This window comes from Pedobacter sp. T50_32 (assembly GCF_057652195.1).
On sequence record NZ_JBYFBY010000006.1, the window covers coordinates 175,525 to 193,277 of the forward strand.

Below are 17,753 nucleotides of genomic sequence, written 5' to 3' on the forward strand. Positions count from 1 at the left end.
TAGAAGAAATAATACCAAGAAATAATGAAAAGAGTAATCACTATAATCGTTGTAATAGCGCTAGTATTAGCTGGAATTGGCTATATATTAACCAACAACAAAAAGAAAGCACAAGAAACTACCGATTTTATTGCCAAAGGCAGTGGCGCAGTTGCTGTTAAAAGTGCTAAGGTTGAGCGTAAAGAAGTTAACTTAGACTTTAGTGCTAATGGTACTTTTGCTCCAAACAAAGAATTAGAATTTTCGGCAGAAAACAGTGGTCGTGTATCTAAAGTCTATGTAGAAGAAGGTAGTAAAGTAAGTGTAGGTACAGTATTAGCTCGTATTGACGCTGAAATTTTAAACACAGACAGAGAAACTGCAGAAGCAACTTATCAAAACGCAGTAAAAGATTTAGCTCGTTATGAGAGTTCTTTTAAAACTGGTGGTGTAACGCAACAGCAATTAGACCAAGCAAAACTTTCTGCAGAAAACGCAAAACTACGCTTGCAACAACAACAACGTAAATTGAGCGATGCCAACATCCGTTCATCTATTAACGGTGTGGTAAACAAAAAAATGATTGAAGTTGGTGCTGTAGTAGCTCCAGGAACGAAATTATTTGAGTTAGTTGATGTTTCTAAGTTGAAATTGAAAGTAAACGTTAACGAAGGTCAGGTTGCAAACTTGAAAATTGGCGATAGAGTAGACATTCAATCTAACGTTTTCCCTGATGAGAAATTTACTGGTAAAGTATCTTTTATTGCTGCAAAAGCAGACCAAACTTTAAATTTCCCTATCGAGGTTGAAGTAACCAACAGTTCAAAAGGTAGCTTAAGAGCAGGTATGTACGGTACTGCGGTATTCAAATTCCCTAAACAAGCACCAACAATTTTGGTTCCACGTACTTCTTTTGTGGGTAGTGTAAGCAGTAACGAAGTATTTGTTTTAACTGCTAAAAACACTGCAGAAACTCGTAAAGTAGTATCTGGACGTATTTTAGGCGAAAGCGTAGAAATTTTAAGTGGTTTGAAAGAAGGCGAAACAGTAATTACAAGCGGTCAAATTAACTTAACAGAAGGCACTGCAGTTACTGTGATTAAGTAAAAAGTCGAAAGTAAAAAGTAAAAAGCTCAGCAATTAAAACTGGGCGCTAAAACTGGCCAACGCTAATCGCGATACGCCAAACGCAATACTAAATAAAATGAAAATTACTGATATATCCATAAAAAGACCTTCGCTGGTAATTGTGGTATTTACCGCACTAACCTTGCTAGGCTTACTGAGTTATTTCTCGTTAGGATATGAGCTTTTACCTAAGTTCTCTCCAAACGTAGTATCTATCTCTACAATTTATCCAGGTGCTTCGCCAAATGAGGTAGAAAGTACTGTAACCAAAAAAATTGAGGATGCCGTTTCTTCGATGGAAAACATCAAGAAAATTAACGCAAACTCTTACGAAAGTTTATCGGTTGTAATTATTACCCTAACCGATAAAGCTGTAATCGACATTGCACTAAACGATGCGCAAAGAAAGGTAAACGCCATCTTGGCCGATTTACCGGACGATGTAAAACAGCCATCGTTAAGTAAATTCTCGTTAGATGATTTCCCTGTAATTACGATGTCTGCATCTGGCAACATGGACGATATTTCGTTCTACGATTTGATGGACAAACGTATTGCACCAATCATTTCTCGTGTATCTGGTGTGGCACAAGTAAACTTAATTGGTGGTTCTGAGCGTGAAATTAAAGTAGCATTAGATGCTAAAAAGATACAAGGTTACGGCTTATCTGTCCCTACTGTACAACAAGCTATCTTAAGTTCTAACTTAGATTTCCCTACCGGAAGTGTTAAAACCAAAGCACAAGACATTTTGGTGCGTTTATCTGGTAAGTACGCTAGTATCGAAGAAATGCGCAACTTGGTAGTAACTACTAGTAAAGACGGTGCACAAATCCGTTTAGGAGATATTGCCGACATTCAGGATACGCAAAAAGAAACAGAGAAAATTGCCCGTATCAACAGAGCGAACTCTATTGCGGTACAAATTATTAAACAAAGTGATGCCAATGCCGTAACAGTAAGTGAGGGCACTAAAGCAATCATCGAGCAACTAAAATCAGATTACAAAAACATCGGCTTAGATATTAAAATTGTAAATGATAGTTCTGACTATACCTTACAATCTGCAGATGCGGTAATCCACGATTTAGTTTTAGCGGTTATTTTGGTAGCAGTGGTAATGCTTTTCTTCTTACATAGCTTGCGTAATGCGGTTATTGTAATGGTATCTATTCCTGCATCTTTAATTGCTACGTTTATCGGTATTTCAATGTTTGGTTATACCTTAAACTTGATGTCTTTACTAGGTCTATCACTCGTGGTAGGTATTCTCGTGGATGACGCGATTGTGGTTTTGGAGAACATCCAGCGCCACATGGAGATGGGTAAAAACAAGGTACGTGCAGCTATAGATGGTACTCGCGAAATCGGTTTTACCGTAGTTTCCATCACTTTCGTAATTGTGGTAGTGTTCTTCCCTATTGCTGTAAGTACAGGTATGGTGGCCAACATTTTACGTCAGTTCTGTGTGGTGGTAATTATTTCTACTTTACTATCGTTAGTAGCCTCGTTTACCATTGTACCATTAATATTCTCTCGTTTTGGTAAATTAGAGCGTATCGAAGGTAAAAACGCATTTGGTAAATTCATCCTTTGGTTCGAAAAACAACTTCATAAATTCACAAACTGGATTACTAACATCTTAAACTGGACACTTAAAAACAAAGCGATTACCTTAATCGGTATGTTTGTTTTATTCCTTTCTTCTTGTGGTTTATTATTTGGTGGTTTCATCGGTTTCGAGTTCTTCCCTAAATCTGATAAAGGAGAGTTCTTGTTACAAATCGAGATGCCTAAAGATGCTTCGTTAGAGCAAACCAACTTCTACACGCAAAAAGCTGAAAATTATCTAAGCAACAAGCCAGAGGTAGTTCAAATGATTACTACTGTTGGTCAATCTAGTGGCGGTATGGGAGCTACTACAGCAACTGCTTACAAGTCAGAAATCAACGTGAAGTTGAAAGACAAAAAAGAGTTGGACAACGTTTCTTCAGACATTATTTCTACAACTTACACCCGTGAGCTAGAAAAAATATTGGTTGGTGCTAAAATTAAAACCGTGCCAATTGGTATTTTGGGAACTGCAGATGATGCCCCTATCCAATTCGTTGTACTAGGTTCTGATTTAGATAGCGTATTGAATTTTGCTGAAAAAGCTCAAGCTGTACTTGCGAAAGTACCTGGAGCTACACAAACTAAGCTTTCGGTAGAAAAAGGAACACCAGAGATTAACGTAAAAGTAGACCGCGATAAGATGTCGGCTTTAGGCTTAAATCTATCAACTGTAGGTTCTACCATGCAAACTGCTTTTGCGGGTAATACAGATGGTAAGTTCCGTCAAGGCGAGTACGAGTACGATATCAATATCCAATACCAAGATTTTGACCGTAAAGACATTGACGATGTACGTAATTTGAATTTCGTAAACCAAGCTGGCCAACAAATTAAGCTTTCGCAATTTGCGGAAATTAAAGAAGGTTCTGGACCAAGTTTATTAGAGCGTTTAAATAAATCTACCTCGGTAACCGTCCAAGCGCAAACTGTAGGTGTACCAACTGGTACTGTAGTTACAGATTTCCAAGCGCAATTAGATAAGATGAAAAAACCTGCTGGCATTAGCTTCTACTGGGCTGGTGACCAAGAAAACCAAAGTGAAGGTTTCGGTACTTTAGGTATCGCATTACTAGCAGCTGTAATCTTGGTTTACCTAATCATGGTAGCACTTTACGACAGTTTCGTTTATCCGTTTGTGGTAATGTTCTCTTTACCGCTAGCATTAATCGGAGCCTTGCTTGCCTTGGCTTTAACCAACAATGCATTGGGTATCTTTACTATCCTCGGTTTCATTATGTTAATGGGTCTAGTAGCTAAAAACGCAATTATCTTGGTCGATTTTACCAACCAAATGAAAGCGCAAGGCAAATCAACTCACGAAGCTTTAATATTAGCTAACCACGCTCGTTTGCGTCCAATTTTGATGACCACCATCGCCATGGTAATCGGTATGTTGCCTATTGCATTGGCAAGTGGTGCCGGTGCCGACTGGAAAAACGGTTTGGCGTGGGTAATCATCGGAGGTTTAACCAGTTCGCTATTCCTTACCTTGGTGGTTGTACCAGTAATGTACCAAATCTTCGATAATATTTTAGAGAAGTTCGGTTTCAACAAAAAAGGGCAAACCATTGAGGAACAAATGGTAGAACCTTACGACCACAAAGATGTAAATGAGTGGGAGCAACACCACTAAGAATTTTTCCCAACACACAATAAAAACCAGTCCCGATAGCAAATTGTTATCGGGACTTTTTTTAAAGATGAATCTATAAGTTAATGATGATGTCATCTTATCATAAAAGTGTTACAAGTTCTGTCATCAAAATATAAGCCTAAGGCATACTAATTGCTTATTTTTAGGCAACACACTTAAAACACACAAATGAAAAAATTAGTACTATTGCTACTTGTGCTAGGCACAATGAGCTGTAACGTAATGCAATATTACGAGCCGAAATTTTCCATAGGCATGGATGAACAAGAATTTAAACGGTTTAATAAATCTGCAGTACAGGTTTATGGCGACCAAAAAGGAGATGTGATTTACAGAACGTATAATAACATTACAGAATCTTACAAGTTCTTTGTGTTTGAGAGGCAGAAACTGGTAAAGTTTGAAGAAGGGACCTACCCTGATGATTATCGACTTATACGAAGGATATAAGCAAAAAAAAGCACCTTGGTCAGAGGTGCTTTTTTGTTCACAAATGCGTTTTAAATTAAGCTTTGTTTTTAGTTTCTTGCACTTCTAAACGAATGCTCTGAGCTAAATTTTTTAAATCTTGCATACCTTTACGAACACGTGTTCCGGCAGCACTGTTAGACTTAGAATAGAACTTGTCCACATCAGCTTCTAAAGCTGCTACTAGTGCTTTTACTTCAGCAAATTTTTTCATTTTTTAAATACTCCTATTAGTTTTTAAGGTTTTGATTAATACTCAATTACTAAAGTAAGAGGTTTATTTTAATAAAAAAATACCTCGCCAAAGAAAAAGTACGGTTTTTTGCGTTTTTTTTCCACAAATCATACATTTATTCACAGCAAAACACTGTAAATCAAAAACTAACAAAAAAGCCCCGATAAAATCGAGGCTCTTCACTTGCTATTTTATTCTCCTCTCGGAAACAAATGTTGTTGGTAATAACCACTTTTTAATTTGTCAGAAACCTCACTAAATGCATCTAGTGTACGGTTTACATCCTCAATTGTATGTACTGCGGTTGGGATTAATCTCAATTCAATCATCCCTTTTGGAATAACTGGATACACTACAATAGAACAGAAGATACCATAGTTCTCTCTTAAATCATGTGTTAGTGCAGTCGCTTCAGAAAGTTCTCCCTTTAAGAAAACTGGGGTTACTACTGTATTCGTTACACCAATATCGAACCCACGCTCTTTCAAACCATTCTGTAAAGTGGTCGCAATTGTCCACAATTTCTCTCTTAACTCAGGATTGTTTTTTAGCAGTTCTAAACGTTTTATCAAACCGATAACCATTGGCATAGGTAATGCTTTGGCAAAAGTTTGAGAACGCATGTTATACCTAAAATAATCGGTTAGCGTTTTTGAAGACGCCACAAAACCACCAATACCAGCCATAGATTTTGCAAAAGTTGCGAAGTAAACGTCTACGCCTTCTATGCTATCTTGTGCTTCGTGCGTACCTGCGCCCGTTGAGCCCATTGTACCAAAACCGTGTGCATCATCAATTAACAAACGGAAATTGAACTCCTTCTTAAGTTCGATCAACTCTTTTAATTTACCTTGCGCACCCGACATACCGAATACACCTTCAGTAATTAATAAGATACCACCGCCAGTTTGCTCAACCAATTTGGTAGCTCTTTGCAATTGTTTACGAGCATCTTCAACATTGTTGTGCTTGTACACAAAACGTTTTCCCATGTGCAAACGCAAACCATCTAAAATACAAGCATGCGACTCACCATCGTAAACTACTACATCATTTCTATCTAACAATGCATCGATAATAGAAACCATACCTTGGTAACCGAAATTCAAAAGAAATGAATCTTCTTTACCAACAAATGCTGCCAAATCTTGCTCTAATTGCTCGTGATATTTCGAGTTACCCGACATCATACGGGCTCCCATTGGATAGGCCATTCCAAATTCTGCAGCACCTTGCTCGTCTGCTTTTCTAACTTCTGGATGGTTAGCTAAACCTAAATAGTTGTTTAAGCTCCATACCAAATGTTCTTTGCCTCTAAACTGCATGTGAGGCGCAATCTCTCCCTCTAATTTTGGAAAAGAAAAATACCCATGTGACCATTTTTGGTGTTGACCAATTGGTCCCATGCGTTTCGCTACTTTATCAAAAATATCCAATGTGTTATATTTATGTGTAAGATGTTATTGTATATGTGAATATTGAGCGCAAATTTACGGTTAAAATCACGATTTGGCAACCCATTAAACGTGATGTTAAACACGAAAAAGCCTCAGCAACATAAATTGCCAAGGCTTTAACTTATCTAAATTAACTCGTTAGTCCACATTATCGTGTAAGAATGAGTTGTTAGGTCTAATTCCTGTTTCTCCATCTTCATCGTTAGTTAAGGTAAACCTTGATACTTGCGACTCAGATGAGTGTTGGATTTGTTGCAACTGCATTTGCTTACGTTGATATGCAGGTACATTTTCCAACTCTTGTAAACCGTTAGTGGTCCTCAATTTCATGCTCAGATCTTTTAATCTTAAGATTCTCTCCTTTGATTTTCTCAGCTGCTCTTCAATTGATTCGTCCGTTTTATCTTGATCTGCACTGAACTCTTGAATTGGCTCTGGTGTAGGCATTGTCATTACAGGCGTTTCTTCCACTACATCTTCCTCAACAGAAGCAATTGGAGTTTCGAAAACGAACTCAGTTTCTGCCACCTTTACTTCAAATTGAAAAGCAGGCTCCTCTACTTGAGCTGGCTCTTCTTCTGGAAGCTCCTCTTCTACTAACTTATGGAAAACCATACCATTTTCTTCTGGAGCTGGTGCCGGAGCAGCAGCAACTGGAACTGGTTTGGCTATATTAAACAAATCACCAAATAAATCTGGTTGCTTTGCTTCCTCTGCTTGCACTTTCAATACAGGCTCATTACTTACTGGAGCCTCTTTGGGTGTGATGAAAGAGTTAACAGGTTCAACAGGTTTTACCAAAGGAGCTTCTTCAGGTGTTAATAAAGAGATTTTTTTAACGTTCTGTTTGTCTTTCTCTCTTTGTTCGGTAGTTTGGAAACCAGTAGCAATAATTGTTACTGAAATCTTATCGTCCAAGTTCTCATCGATACAGTTACCCCAAATTAAGTCGGCACTTAAACCAGCTTTATCTTGGATATAATCTGTAATGATCGACACCTCATCCATAGTTACCTCTTTAACACCAGAACTGATGTTTAAAAGGATATATCTTGCACCTTCAATCTCATTATCTTTTAATAATGGAGATGCTAATGCACCTTCTACTGCAGCTAAAGCACGGTTATCGCCATCGGCAGCATAACTACCCATGATACAAACACCACTTTCGTTCATTACAGTTTTCACATCTTTAAAATCGACGTTGATATAACCTGGAACAGTAATGATCTCTGCAATACCTTTAGCAGCGGTAGTTAAAATATCATCCGCTTGTGCAAATGCAGAACCTAAAGTTAGGTTCCCGAAGATCTCACGTAATCTATCATTAGAAATCACTAAGTAAGAATCTACGTATTTCTTTAACTCCTCTAAACCATCATCAGCTTGCATTTTACGTCTTTTTCCTTCGAAAGAAAACGGTGTAGTGATGATTGCTACAGTTAATATATCTAGTTCTCTAGCTGCTTTTGCTATAATTGGACTGGCACCAGTACCAGTACCACCACCCATACCTGCTGTAATAAAAAGCATTTTGGTTTGTGGACCTAACATGGTCTTGATATCCTCTATATTTTCTATAGCAGAATTTTTTCCAACCTCCGGAATAGAACCAGCACCCATCCCTTCGGTTAAGCTTGCTCCCAACTGTACTTTGTTAGGAATTGGGCTAAACTCTAACGCTTGTGCATCAGTATTACAAATTATAAAGTCTACACCAGTAATTCCTTGACGGTACATGTGGTTTACCGCATTACCTCCACCACCTCCAACACCAATAACTTTGATAATTGAAGATTTATCTTTTAACATTTCGAACTTCATATTGTTATGAATCAGTAGTTTAAAATTCTAATTTGGGCTGTTCATTCCTTTTGTAATATTAACACTTTTTTAACAGTCGTTTTCCACAAGTGTTAAGAATGTGGAAAATTCCTGAATTGTGGAAAAATATTACTACTTGATATAATCTTCGTCGCTAACGTTCATATCATCTTTGATAAATTCCGTCGCTTTTCCTAATAATTTATCGAACAAACCCACACGTTTCGTTTTCTCTTTAACTTCTTTTGGCTTCTCTACAAACACGCCTGGCTGTTTCATTTCCTCTAACATCTCTTCTGCTTTTTGAATACCTTTAATTAGCAAACCTACAGAGGTTGCATACATTGGGCTCTTCAAATCTTCGTAGATATTTTTAGCCATATCTTCGTATTTAGATAAGTGCTCGTTCGGATATCCAACACGGCAATCTAAACCAGTTACATACTCTACCATTTGGTTCAAGTGTTTCAACAAAGCACCACCACCGGTAATTACCACACCACCAATTAGGCGTTTTTCGTATCCTGATGATTTAATTTCGTAATAAACGTGCTCTACAATCTCTTCCATACGGGCCTGGATGATGTAGGCAAGGTTTTTCACAGAAATTTCTTTTGGTTCGCGACCACGTAATCCTGGAACGCAGATAATCTCATTTTCTTTGTTCTCTTCTGCAAGGGCAGAACCAAAGCGAGTCTTCAACAATTCGGCTTGGTTACGCATTACCGAACATCCTTCTCTAATATCTTCGGTTACGCTGTTACCACCAAATGGAATTACCGCTGTGTGACGGATGATACCTTCGTGGAAAATCGCCACATCGGTTGTACCACCACCAATATCAACTAGACAAACACCTGCTTCTTTCTCTTCGTCGCTCAACACCGATTCAGAAGAAGCCAAAGGCTCTAAAATTAGTTCCTGCGTTTGTAAACCTGCATTTGTTACACAACGCATGATATTTTTAACCGCAGTTACCTGACCAGAAATGATATGGAAATTAGCTTCCAAACGCACCCCTGCCATACCAACTGGATCTTTGATACCGGGCTCGTTATCTATCGTAAACTCTTGTGGTAAAACATGAATAATTTCTTCTCCTGGAGGCATTACCAACTTGAACATATCGTCAATTAACTTGTCGATATCCTTTTTGCTGATTTCGTTATTCAACTCTCTACGAGTTAAAATACCTCTGTGCTGTAAACTCTTGATGTGTTGACCTGCGATACCTACATTAACCACTCGTATCTCTACGTTTGATTGTGCGCTTGCAACTTCTACAGCAGCATTAATGCCTTGAACCGTTTTTTGGATGTTTGAAACCACGCCGCGGGTTACTCCTGCAGACTCAGCTTTGCCGATCCCTAAAACTTCAATTTTACCATGATTGGTTCTGCGTCCCACAATTACGCAGATCTTGGTAGTACCGATGTCTAATCCGACTACGATTGGAGATTGAATGGTAGTTTTTTCTTTGCCCATAACCATTATTATTTATTGTTGAGTTTGATATTATCTGTTAGTTTTTGTTACTGTTTTTCTTTGGTAGATGATTTTTCTTTAGAAGCTGCTTGCTTCTGTGAAAGCGTTTCTGTTTTTGCTGCTGTTGTCTTCTTTTCCTTCTCTTTTTCTTTACTTTCTGAACTCTTTACGCTCTCCACGCTTTTTGTTACTTTATTTTTATCTGTTATATTTTCTGTTTTCTTAGGTTCTGTTTTAGCAGGGGCTGATGTTGTTTTCTCTTCTCTAGTTGTCTCGTTGCCCATTGCCTTTCTTATCTCATTTTGGATAGTAGACTGCACTGCCGCATCTATTACCTGTCGTTGTCTCACTGCAGAATCTAGCACTGCGGGTTTCTCCAGTTTTTTAATCGTTATCGAATCCCTTTTCTCTGCTACAATCTGGTTTACGTATTTCAAGTTGATAGAACGATAAGCATTCCATCCAACCTTTGGCATTGCTTGCTTATAAAAAGCTAACAAGTTATCCATCTTAGCACCGATATCTTTTGCATTTCCTAATACAATGCGTTGGTTACCAACACGAGGTATCATTTCAATATCGCTTTTGTCATTAATATAAAGCTGCTCAATCTGCGCATCCCAAAGTGTATCTCTCTTTACATACATTGCAGTTTTGTACAGATCTTTTGCAACGTTGGTCATTAAAGTATCTACCCTACCATTAAATCCTTCCAAAATGTTACCTGTAGCCACCAAAACATTTGCTGTAAAGTTTGGCGATACTGGCATTTTCAAACCATCGCTATCTACGTAGTAATCTTGCCCACCAGCATTCAAAATTCTAAGGATTGGCTGACGCTGTTTTACTTCAACGAATACAGTTCCATTCATATCTGCATAAACCTTTACAAAACCGATGTAAGGATTTGCCGCAATGCTTTTCTCAATGTCGTGCAGATTAACCCCTTCTAAGTTTCTACCAATCAAATCTCCCTGACTTTGTTTCAAAATCGCATCAATCTCCTCAATTTCAATAAAATTGTCCGCTCCCGGAATCAATATCTCGATTTTAGCACACTTTACCGATTTCTTTTTAGTATCGATAAAGCCCATTAATACCACTACACCTGCCAAGCAAGTGAGCCAGGCAAACCCTTTAAAAATCGCTTTCCAGTTAATTCTTTTAAGCATGGGTTAATGTATTTTTTAATGGCTCTATTAATGTATCAATGTCGCCTGCACCAACCGTCAAAGTTAGTTCAGGGTTTTTACTTTTTATCAATGCTAACACATCTTCCTTAGCACAAATTTGTTTATTCTGATGATTGATCTTATCCAATAGCATTTGCGAGGTTACGCCTTCAATCGGCAACTCTCTTGCTGGATAAATTTCCAACAGGATAATTTCATCAGCGGAGCTTAATACCTTGGCAAATTCGTCAGCGAAATCGCGTGTACGCGTAAACAAGTGCGGCTGAAAAATCACTGTCAATTTTTTATCTGGGTGCAATTGTCTGACTGCATCAAAACAAGCTCTTAGTTCTTCAGGATGATGCGCATAATCGTCTATATAAATATGCTCGTCGCTTTTAACGATAGTTTCGAACCTACGTTTTACGCCTTTGAAACTTGCAATCGCTTTTTTCACACTGTTAGGATGAATGCCCAAACTCAAAGCCACACCAATAGCGGCAGTAGCATTTTCCACATTGTGCTTACCTGGCATCGCTAACTTCAAATCTTTAATGGTATTATAGCCATCTTCAAAATCGAATACGAAGCAACCATCTTCTACCCTTATGTTTTTGGCATTAATGGCCGATGTTCCATTTGCGCTATAGGTAATTCCGGCAATTGGCAATCCATCTTTAATAAACAAACGCCCTTCTGGTTTTAACTGCGAAGCGTACAAATTGAACGATTCATGCAAATGACTTTCATCGCCGTATATATCCAAATGGTCGGCATCCATCGATGTAATTACCGCCACATCGGGATGCAAGGTTAAGAAAGAACGATCGTATTCATCTGCTTCTACCACTACCACATTGTTTTTGCCGTAAAGCACATTACTATTGTAGTTGGTAGTAATTCCGCCTAAAAATGCTGTACAGCCAAAACCAGTATCGGTTAAAATATGTGCCACCATAGATGAGGTTGTAGTTTTGCCGTGCGTACCAGCAACGCCAATACAGTACATTCCTTCGCTAATAATTCCTAGTACTTGCGAACGTTTCTTTAAATCGAAACCTTTGTTTTGGAAGAAGTTGAGTATGCTCGAATTCTTCGGAATTGCGGGCGTATAAACGATTAAAGTATCTTCATATTTTTCTTGGAATGCAAACGGGATAGTATCTTCTTCATCTAAATAAGAAATAACAATTCCTTCGTTCTCCAATTGGATCGTCAAGTTTGTACGAGTTTTATCATAGCCGCAAACTACGCAACCACGTTTTGCGAAATAGCGGGCAAGCGCACTCATGCCTATACCTCCTATGCCTACAAAATAAACCCTATTAATTTTTGACAGTTCCATTTTTCTTTGAGCTGAAAGCGAAAAGACTAAAGCTAAAAGCTGCCTTTTCCCTGTTCATTGTTTATTATTTATATCTATAGTGCTTTGGTCTTTCTGCTTTAGACTTTCAGCTTCTTATTAGTTTCAACACTTCTTTCGCTATAACCTCATCAGCATTAGCAAAAGCCATTTTTCCTATATTTTCACTCAGCTGGGCTGATTTTTCTTTATTAGTTAACAGTTCCAACGCCTGTGCTACCAAGGTATCTTCGGCGGCTGTATCTGCTATTAGTATTGCTGCGTTCTCCTTCACCAATGCCAAAGCATTTTTAGTTTGGTGGTCTTCCGCAACATTAGGCGAAGGCACCAAGATCACAGGTTTTTTGATGAGACAAAGCTCTGCAATGGTTCCTGCCCCCGCTCTAGAAATAATCACATCTGAAGCTGCGTAAGCTAAATCCATCTGGTTTAAAAATTCCAGGATGCGAACGTTTGGATGATACTCAACCCCTAATCTCTCAATGATCCCTTTGTAGTAGAATTTGCCAGTTTGCCAAATTACCTGCACATCTTGTGCGATGATATCTGCCAAGTGTTTTTCTACTGCCTTATTCAAAGTACCTGCACCTAAACTTCCGCCAGTAACTAAAATGGTTTTCTTTAACGGATCTAGCTTTAACAACTCTGCACCGGCATGACGGCGACCATCGATATTTACAATGTTCTTCCTCACCGGATTTCCAGTTTTCAAAATTCTATCGGCTGGAAAAAAAGCTTCCATACCATCAAAAGCTACACAAATCTTAGCTGCCTTTTTACCCAACAATTTATTGGTAATGCCTGCGTAAGAATTCTGTTCTTGTATCAAGTAAGGTATATTTTTTAGGGAAGCCGCATAAAGCAACGGACCTGAAGCATAACCGCCAACCCCAACTACTGCATCGGGTTTAAAATCGGCAATTAATTTCATCGCTTTGCGCACACTACCTATAACCTTAAAAGGCAGTCCAAGGTTTTTAAAAATTGAACCTCGCTGAATGCCACTTATATTAAGTCCCACAATTTTATATCCAGCCGCCGGAACTTTCTCCATTTCCATGCGACCTTCTGCCCCAACGAACAAAATTTCGCATTGCGGCGAAACTGCTTTTAAGGCATTAGCGATAGCAACGGCGGGGAAAATATGCCCGCCTGTGCCACCACCGGATATGATAATTTTTGGGAAATTATTCATGTTGTTAATTAATTCGTTTGCGTCATTGCGAGGAACGAAGCAATCTTGTTTTCATCATCTATATTTTAATTTAGAGATTGCTTCGTCATTCTTCCTCGCAATGACGAACAAACCCTCCTAAGCCACCGCAGGTATTTCGCCTACAATAACTTTATCTTCTTTTTTAATTTTACTACTATTTTCTTCAACATCGCGGCTTACACTTAAGATAATACCGAATGCAATACTTGTAAATATCATTGAGGTACCACCCATACTTACCAGCGGTAAAGGCACACCCGTTACCGGACCTAAACCAACCGCAACCGCCATATTTGCAAAGGCTTGTATGGTTAAGCTGAAACTTAAGCCCGCCGCAAGCAATGCACCAAATGCCTTGGGACTTCGATTGACGATCCTTACACAGCGGTAGAGCAAAACCAAATACAACATAATCACCGCTAAACCGCCCACCGTTCCATATTCCTCAATAATAATGGCAAAAATAAAATCGGAGTATGGATGCGGTAAGAAGTTTCTTTCTGTACTGTTGCCAGGTCCTTTGCCCAGCAAACCACCAGTTGCCAAAGCAATTTTTGAATGGTCAGACTGGTATGTTTTATCAGAGTGTTGAAGTTCTGGATGTAAAAACGAATTGATACGTGATTTATAAGTTTCTCTCCTAGGACCTAAGAACACAACGAACATCAATAACACTAAACCACCTGCACAAACTGTAGCTATCTGTTTGATACTGATACGTCCAATAATCAGCAACAAGATACTAACGCCAAACAACATTAAAGCAGTAGATAAGTTGGCCAATGCGATTAACACAAAAACCACACAAACCGATCCCATAATTGGAATAAATGCACTTTTTACGTCTTTGATGTTTTCTTGCTTACGGGTTAACATCCTTGCTAAAAAGGTAATTAAAGCAAGTTTAGCTAAATCGGAGGTTTGAAAAGTTAATCCAATCACTGGAATTTTTACCCAACGAGATGCATCGTTTAATGACTGCCCGAATGCTAATGTGTAAAGCAACAATGGCACAGTCACAATCATCAAAATTTTAGAGATACCTGCGTAATACTTGTAATCGAGCAAATGCGCAATGTAAATCATTCCAATACCTAACAATACAAAAATCACATGCTTAAATAAAAGATACCTCTCTACCGAAATGCCTTTTTTATAAGCAATAGCGCCAGTGGCACTATACACTACCATAATAGAAATCATCGAAAGCAGGATAATGATAATCCAGATCCAACGGTCGCCTTTGGTACGTTCTAAAAGTGCGTTGATGTTAAACATTTTGTTAATTTTAATTTAGTCTTCGGCAAGCTCAGACTGACATTTATCTATTTTTACCACCTAAGACGCCTTAGGTCATTTTAGCTTTTTATTTCTGTTCCCCTAGTTAATTGGGGTTCTTTCAGCTTTAGTCTTTCTGCTTTGGTCTTTATTACAATTCTTTCACAGCAGCTTTAAACTGGTTGCCACGGTCTTCGTAATTTTTAAATAAATCGAAACTTGCACAAGCTGGCGACAACAATACCGTGCTTCCTTTCTTAGCCAAGTGATAAGCCACTTGAACCGCTTCTTCTGCAGAAAAAGTATTCACGATCACTTCCACATCATCTTCAAAAGCATCGTGTATGCGCTTGTTATCTTTACCCAAGCAAATAATAGCCTTCACCTTTCCTTTCACCAAGTCACGCAGCATTTCGTAGTCATTGCCTTTATCTACACCACCCATAATTAAAACCACATCAGTACTTACACTTTCTAGTGCGTACCAAGTTGAGTTTACGTTAGTAGCTTTCGAATCGTTGATATAGATTACATCATTTATCTTCGCCACAAACTCTAACCTATGATCAATGTTTTTGAAATTACCCATGCTTTCGCGGATAGTTTCGTTACGTAGCTCTAAAACTTTTGCTACGATGCCCGAGGCCATTGAGTTGTAAATGTTGTGCTTACCTTGTAAGGCTAACTCTGAAATTGACATGGTTAGTGTGTTGTTTAAATTTGTATTGATGTGGATATTATTCTGCGCTAAATAGGCACCTTGTTCTACTTCCGTTAGGATAGAAAAAGGATAAGTTTGGGCTTGTATATTTACAGTAGCTAGTACTTTTTTCGTCTCTTCATCATCTGCACAGTATACAAAAGCATCGGCTGATGTTTGATTTTGTACAATGCGTATTTTCGAAGCTGCGTAATTCTCAATTTTATAATCGTACCGATCTAGATGATCCGGTGTTATGTTTAGCAATACTGCGATATCAGCCTTAAAGGCGTACATATCATCTAGCATAAAGCTTGATATTTCTAACACGTACCAATCAAAATCTTGATCTGCAACCTGAGCCGCAAAGCTGTGACCTATGTTTCCGGCCAAACCCACATTTAATCCTGCATTTTTAAGGATGTGGTAGGTCAATAAGCTGGTAGTTGATTTACCATTTGAACCTGTAATGCAGATTGTTTTTGCATTGGTATAACGCTTTGCAAATTCAATCTCCGAGATTACTGGAACACCTTTTTCTACCAACGCTTTTACTATTGGTGCTTTTGAAGGAATACCTGGGCTCTTTACTACTTCCGCTGCATTCAAAATCAATGCTTCGGTATGTTGGTTCTCCTCAAAAGGGATGTTCATCCTTTGCAAATCGGCTTTGTAAGCATCGGCTATGCTCCCAAAATCTGATACAAAAACATCGAAGCCTTGCTTTTGCGCTAATTTAGCTGCTCCTACGCCGCTTTCGCCCGCACCCAAAATAACAACACGAGCACCCGTTGCCATCGCTGACTTAAGGTTGTTTTGTGATATGTTATTATTTGAGTTCATTTTTTTTGTTGAGACGAAAAATATTTCGTCTTTATTTTATAGTCTTTTTCCTTTGTTCTTTTATCCTTTTTCTTACCTCAGTTTCAACGTCACAAAAGCAATTACCGCTAGCAAAATCCCAATAATCCAGAAGCGGGTTACAATCTTAGCTTCGTGATAACCTTTCTTTTGATAATGATGGTGCAATGGCGACATCAGGAAAATCCTTCTACCTTCCCCAAAACGTTTCTTCGTGTATTTAAAATAAGTTACCTGCAAACTCACGGACAGCACTTCTATCAAAAACACACCACATATAATTGGAATTAACAGCTCTTTTCTAGTCATGATTAGAAATACAGCGATGATACCTCCAATGGTTAAACTACCTGTATCGCCCATAAAAATTTGAGCTGGGTATGAATTGTACCACAAGAAACCTATACACGCACCAATAAAAGCACTTGCAAAAATGATGAGCTCGCCACTGTTAGGGATGTACATGATGTTCAGATAATCGGCCATTACCGTGTTACCCGATACGTAAGCAAACACCGCCATCGTTATCCCAATAACCGCCGAAGTTCCCGTAGCCAAACCATCTATACCATCGGTTAAATTTGCCCCATTTGAAACCGCAGTTACAATAATGATAACGAACAACAAGAACACCGCAAACGCATATTTCTCATATCCCTCGCCTAAAAACTTAACTACTTTGGCGTAATCAAACTCATTGTTTTTATAGAATGGAATATTAGTTTTCGTTGATTTTACATCTTGTGTGTAGTAATAAGTTTCGCCTTTTTTACGCAACACCATTGGCGCTGCGCTTTGTACTTTTGCAGTGTCCAATTTCGCAGTTTCATCAACTGTTTGGCGCACTACTATGCTAGGATGAAAATACATGGTACAACCCACAATTATTGCCAAACCTACTTGTCCAACCACTTTAAATCGCCCGGCTAAACCTTCTTTATTTTTCTTAAAAACTTTGATATAATCATCTAAGAAACCAATTGCACCCATCCAAATGGTAGTTACAATCATTAGAATTACATAGATGTTTGTAAGGTTAGCAAACAACAAAGTTGGAATTAAAATCCCCATCAAAATCATGATACCACCCATTGTTGGGGTACCTTGTTTTTGCATCTGCCCTTCTAATCCAAGATTACGTACGGTTTCTCCAACTTGCTTACGTTGTAAATAATCAATAATTCTACGACCGTAAACCGTAGTAATGATTAATGATAAAATAATAGACAAAGATGATCTGAAAGTAAGGTATTGAAACAACCTTAAGCCCGGAAAATCGTAGTTTTTATGTAGATATTCGAATAATAAATATAACATCT

The 17,753-nt window shown here is 38.4% G+C and carries 13 protein-coding genes; 3 read left to right on the plus strand and 10 right to left on the minus strand.

Translation table 11 applies throughout. The features are described from left to right. Positions 1–24: 24 nt before the first annotated feature. The 3 genes from AC23ME_RS17400 (at position 25) to AC23ME_RS17410 (ending at position 4,825) form a co-directional block, all read left to right on the plus strand. Positions 25–1,086 (plus strand): efflux RND transporter periplasmic adaptor subunit, encoded by a 1,062-nt coding sequence (locus AC23ME_RS17400; protein WP_487729037.1) that lies wholly within the window; start codon positions 25–27, stop codon positions 1,084–1,086. A 97-nt stretch (positions 1,087–1,183) separates the two neighbouring features. Next, the gene (locus AC23ME_RS17405; protein WP_487729038.1) at positions 1,184–4,354 is read left to right on the plus strand and encodes an efflux RND transporter permease subunit; all 3,171 of its coding nucleotides are present in this window, start codon (positions 1,184–1,186) and stop codon (positions 4,352–4,354) included. 189 nt (positions 4,355–4,543) lie between these two features. Further along, positions 4,544–4,825, plus strand: coding sequence for a hypothetical protein (locus tag AC23ME_RS17410; protein WP_487729039.1), 282 nt, complete (start codon positions 4,544–4,546; stop codon positions 4,823–4,825). A 55-nt stretch (positions 4,826–4,880) separates the two neighbouring features. Here the strand turns inward: AC23ME_RS17410 and AC23ME_RS17415 are convergent, their stop codons facing one another. From AC23ME_RS17415 to mraY, 10 genes are all read right to left on the minus strand, one after another. Continuing rightward, positions 4,881–5,057 (minus strand): histone H1, encoded by a 177-nt coding sequence (locus tag AC23ME_RS17415; RefSeq protein ID WP_097132956.1) that lies wholly within the window; start codon positions 5,055–5,057, stop codon positions 4,881–4,883. Between the two features lie 212 nt (positions 5,058–5,269). Then, the gene (locus tag AC23ME_RS17420) at positions 5,270–6,514 is read right to left on the minus strand and encodes an aminotransferase class I/II-fold pyridoxal phosphate-dependent enzyme (protein ID WP_487729040.1); all 1,245 of its coding nucleotides are present in this window, start codon (positions 6,512–6,514) and stop codon (positions 5,270–5,272) included. Positions 6,515–6,673: 159 nt separating this feature from the next. After that, positions 6,674–8,359, minus strand: a complete 1,686-nt coding sequence (ftsZ, locus tag AC23ME_RS17425; protein ID WP_487729041.1) for a cell division protein FtsZ — start codon at positions 8,357–8,359, stop codon at positions 6,674–6,676. Positions 8,360–8,491: 132 nt separating this feature from the next. Further along, positions 8,492–9,844, minus strand: a complete 1,353-nt coding sequence (gene ftsA / locus AC23ME_RS17430) for a cell division protein FtsA (protein ID WP_308849707.1) — start codon at positions 9,842–9,844, stop codon at positions 8,492–8,494. A 47-nt stretch (positions 9,845–9,891) separates the two neighbouring features. Beyond that, complete coding sequence (locus AC23ME_RS17435) at positions 9,892–11,016, minus strand: cell division protein FtsQ/DivIB (RefSeq protein WP_487729042.1); 1,125 nt, start codon at positions 11,014–11,016, stop codon at positions 9,892–9,894. Further along, positions 11,009–12,361 carry a UDP-N-acetylmuramate--L-alanine ligase gene (gene murC, locus AC23ME_RS17440; RefSeq protein ID WP_487729043.1) on the minus strand — a complete coding sequence of 451 codons (1,353 nt, stop codon included), beginning with the start codon at positions 12,359–12,361 and terminating at the stop codon, positions 11,009–11,011. Before murC ends, AC23ME_RS17435 begins: the two co-directional genes overlap by 8 nt. 106 nt (positions 12,362–12,467) lie before the next feature. Then, on the minus strand, positions 12,468–13,574 hold the full coding sequence (murG, locus tag AC23ME_RS17445) for an undecaprenyldiphospho-muramoylpentapeptide beta-N-acetylglucosaminyltransferase (RefSeq protein ID WP_487729044.1): 1,107 nt from the start codon (positions 13,572–13,574) through the stop codon (positions 12,468–12,470). Positions 13,575–13,691: 117 nt separating this feature from the next. Next, positions 13,692–14,873, minus strand: coding sequence for an FtsW/RodA/SpoVE family cell cycle protein (locus AC23ME_RS17450; protein WP_487729045.1), 1,182 nt, complete (start codon positions 14,871–14,873; stop codon positions 13,692–13,694). A 151-nt stretch (positions 14,874–15,024) separates the two neighbouring features. Continuing rightward, positions 15,025–16,416, minus strand: coding sequence for a UDP-N-acetylmuramoyl-L-alanine--D-glutamate ligase (gene murD, locus AC23ME_RS17455; RefSeq protein WP_487729046.1), 1,392 nt, complete (start codon positions 16,414–16,416; stop codon positions 15,025–15,027). Between the two features lie 72 nt (positions 16,417–16,488). Beyond that, positions 16,489–17,751 carry a phospho-N-acetylmuramoyl-pentapeptide-transferase gene (gene mraY / locus AC23ME_RS17460; protein ID WP_487729047.1) on the minus strand — a complete coding sequence of 421 codons (1,263 nt, stop codon included), beginning with the start codon at positions 17,749–17,751 and terminating at the stop codon, positions 16,489–16,491. Between the last annotated feature and the right edge of the window lie 2 nt (positions 17,752–17,753).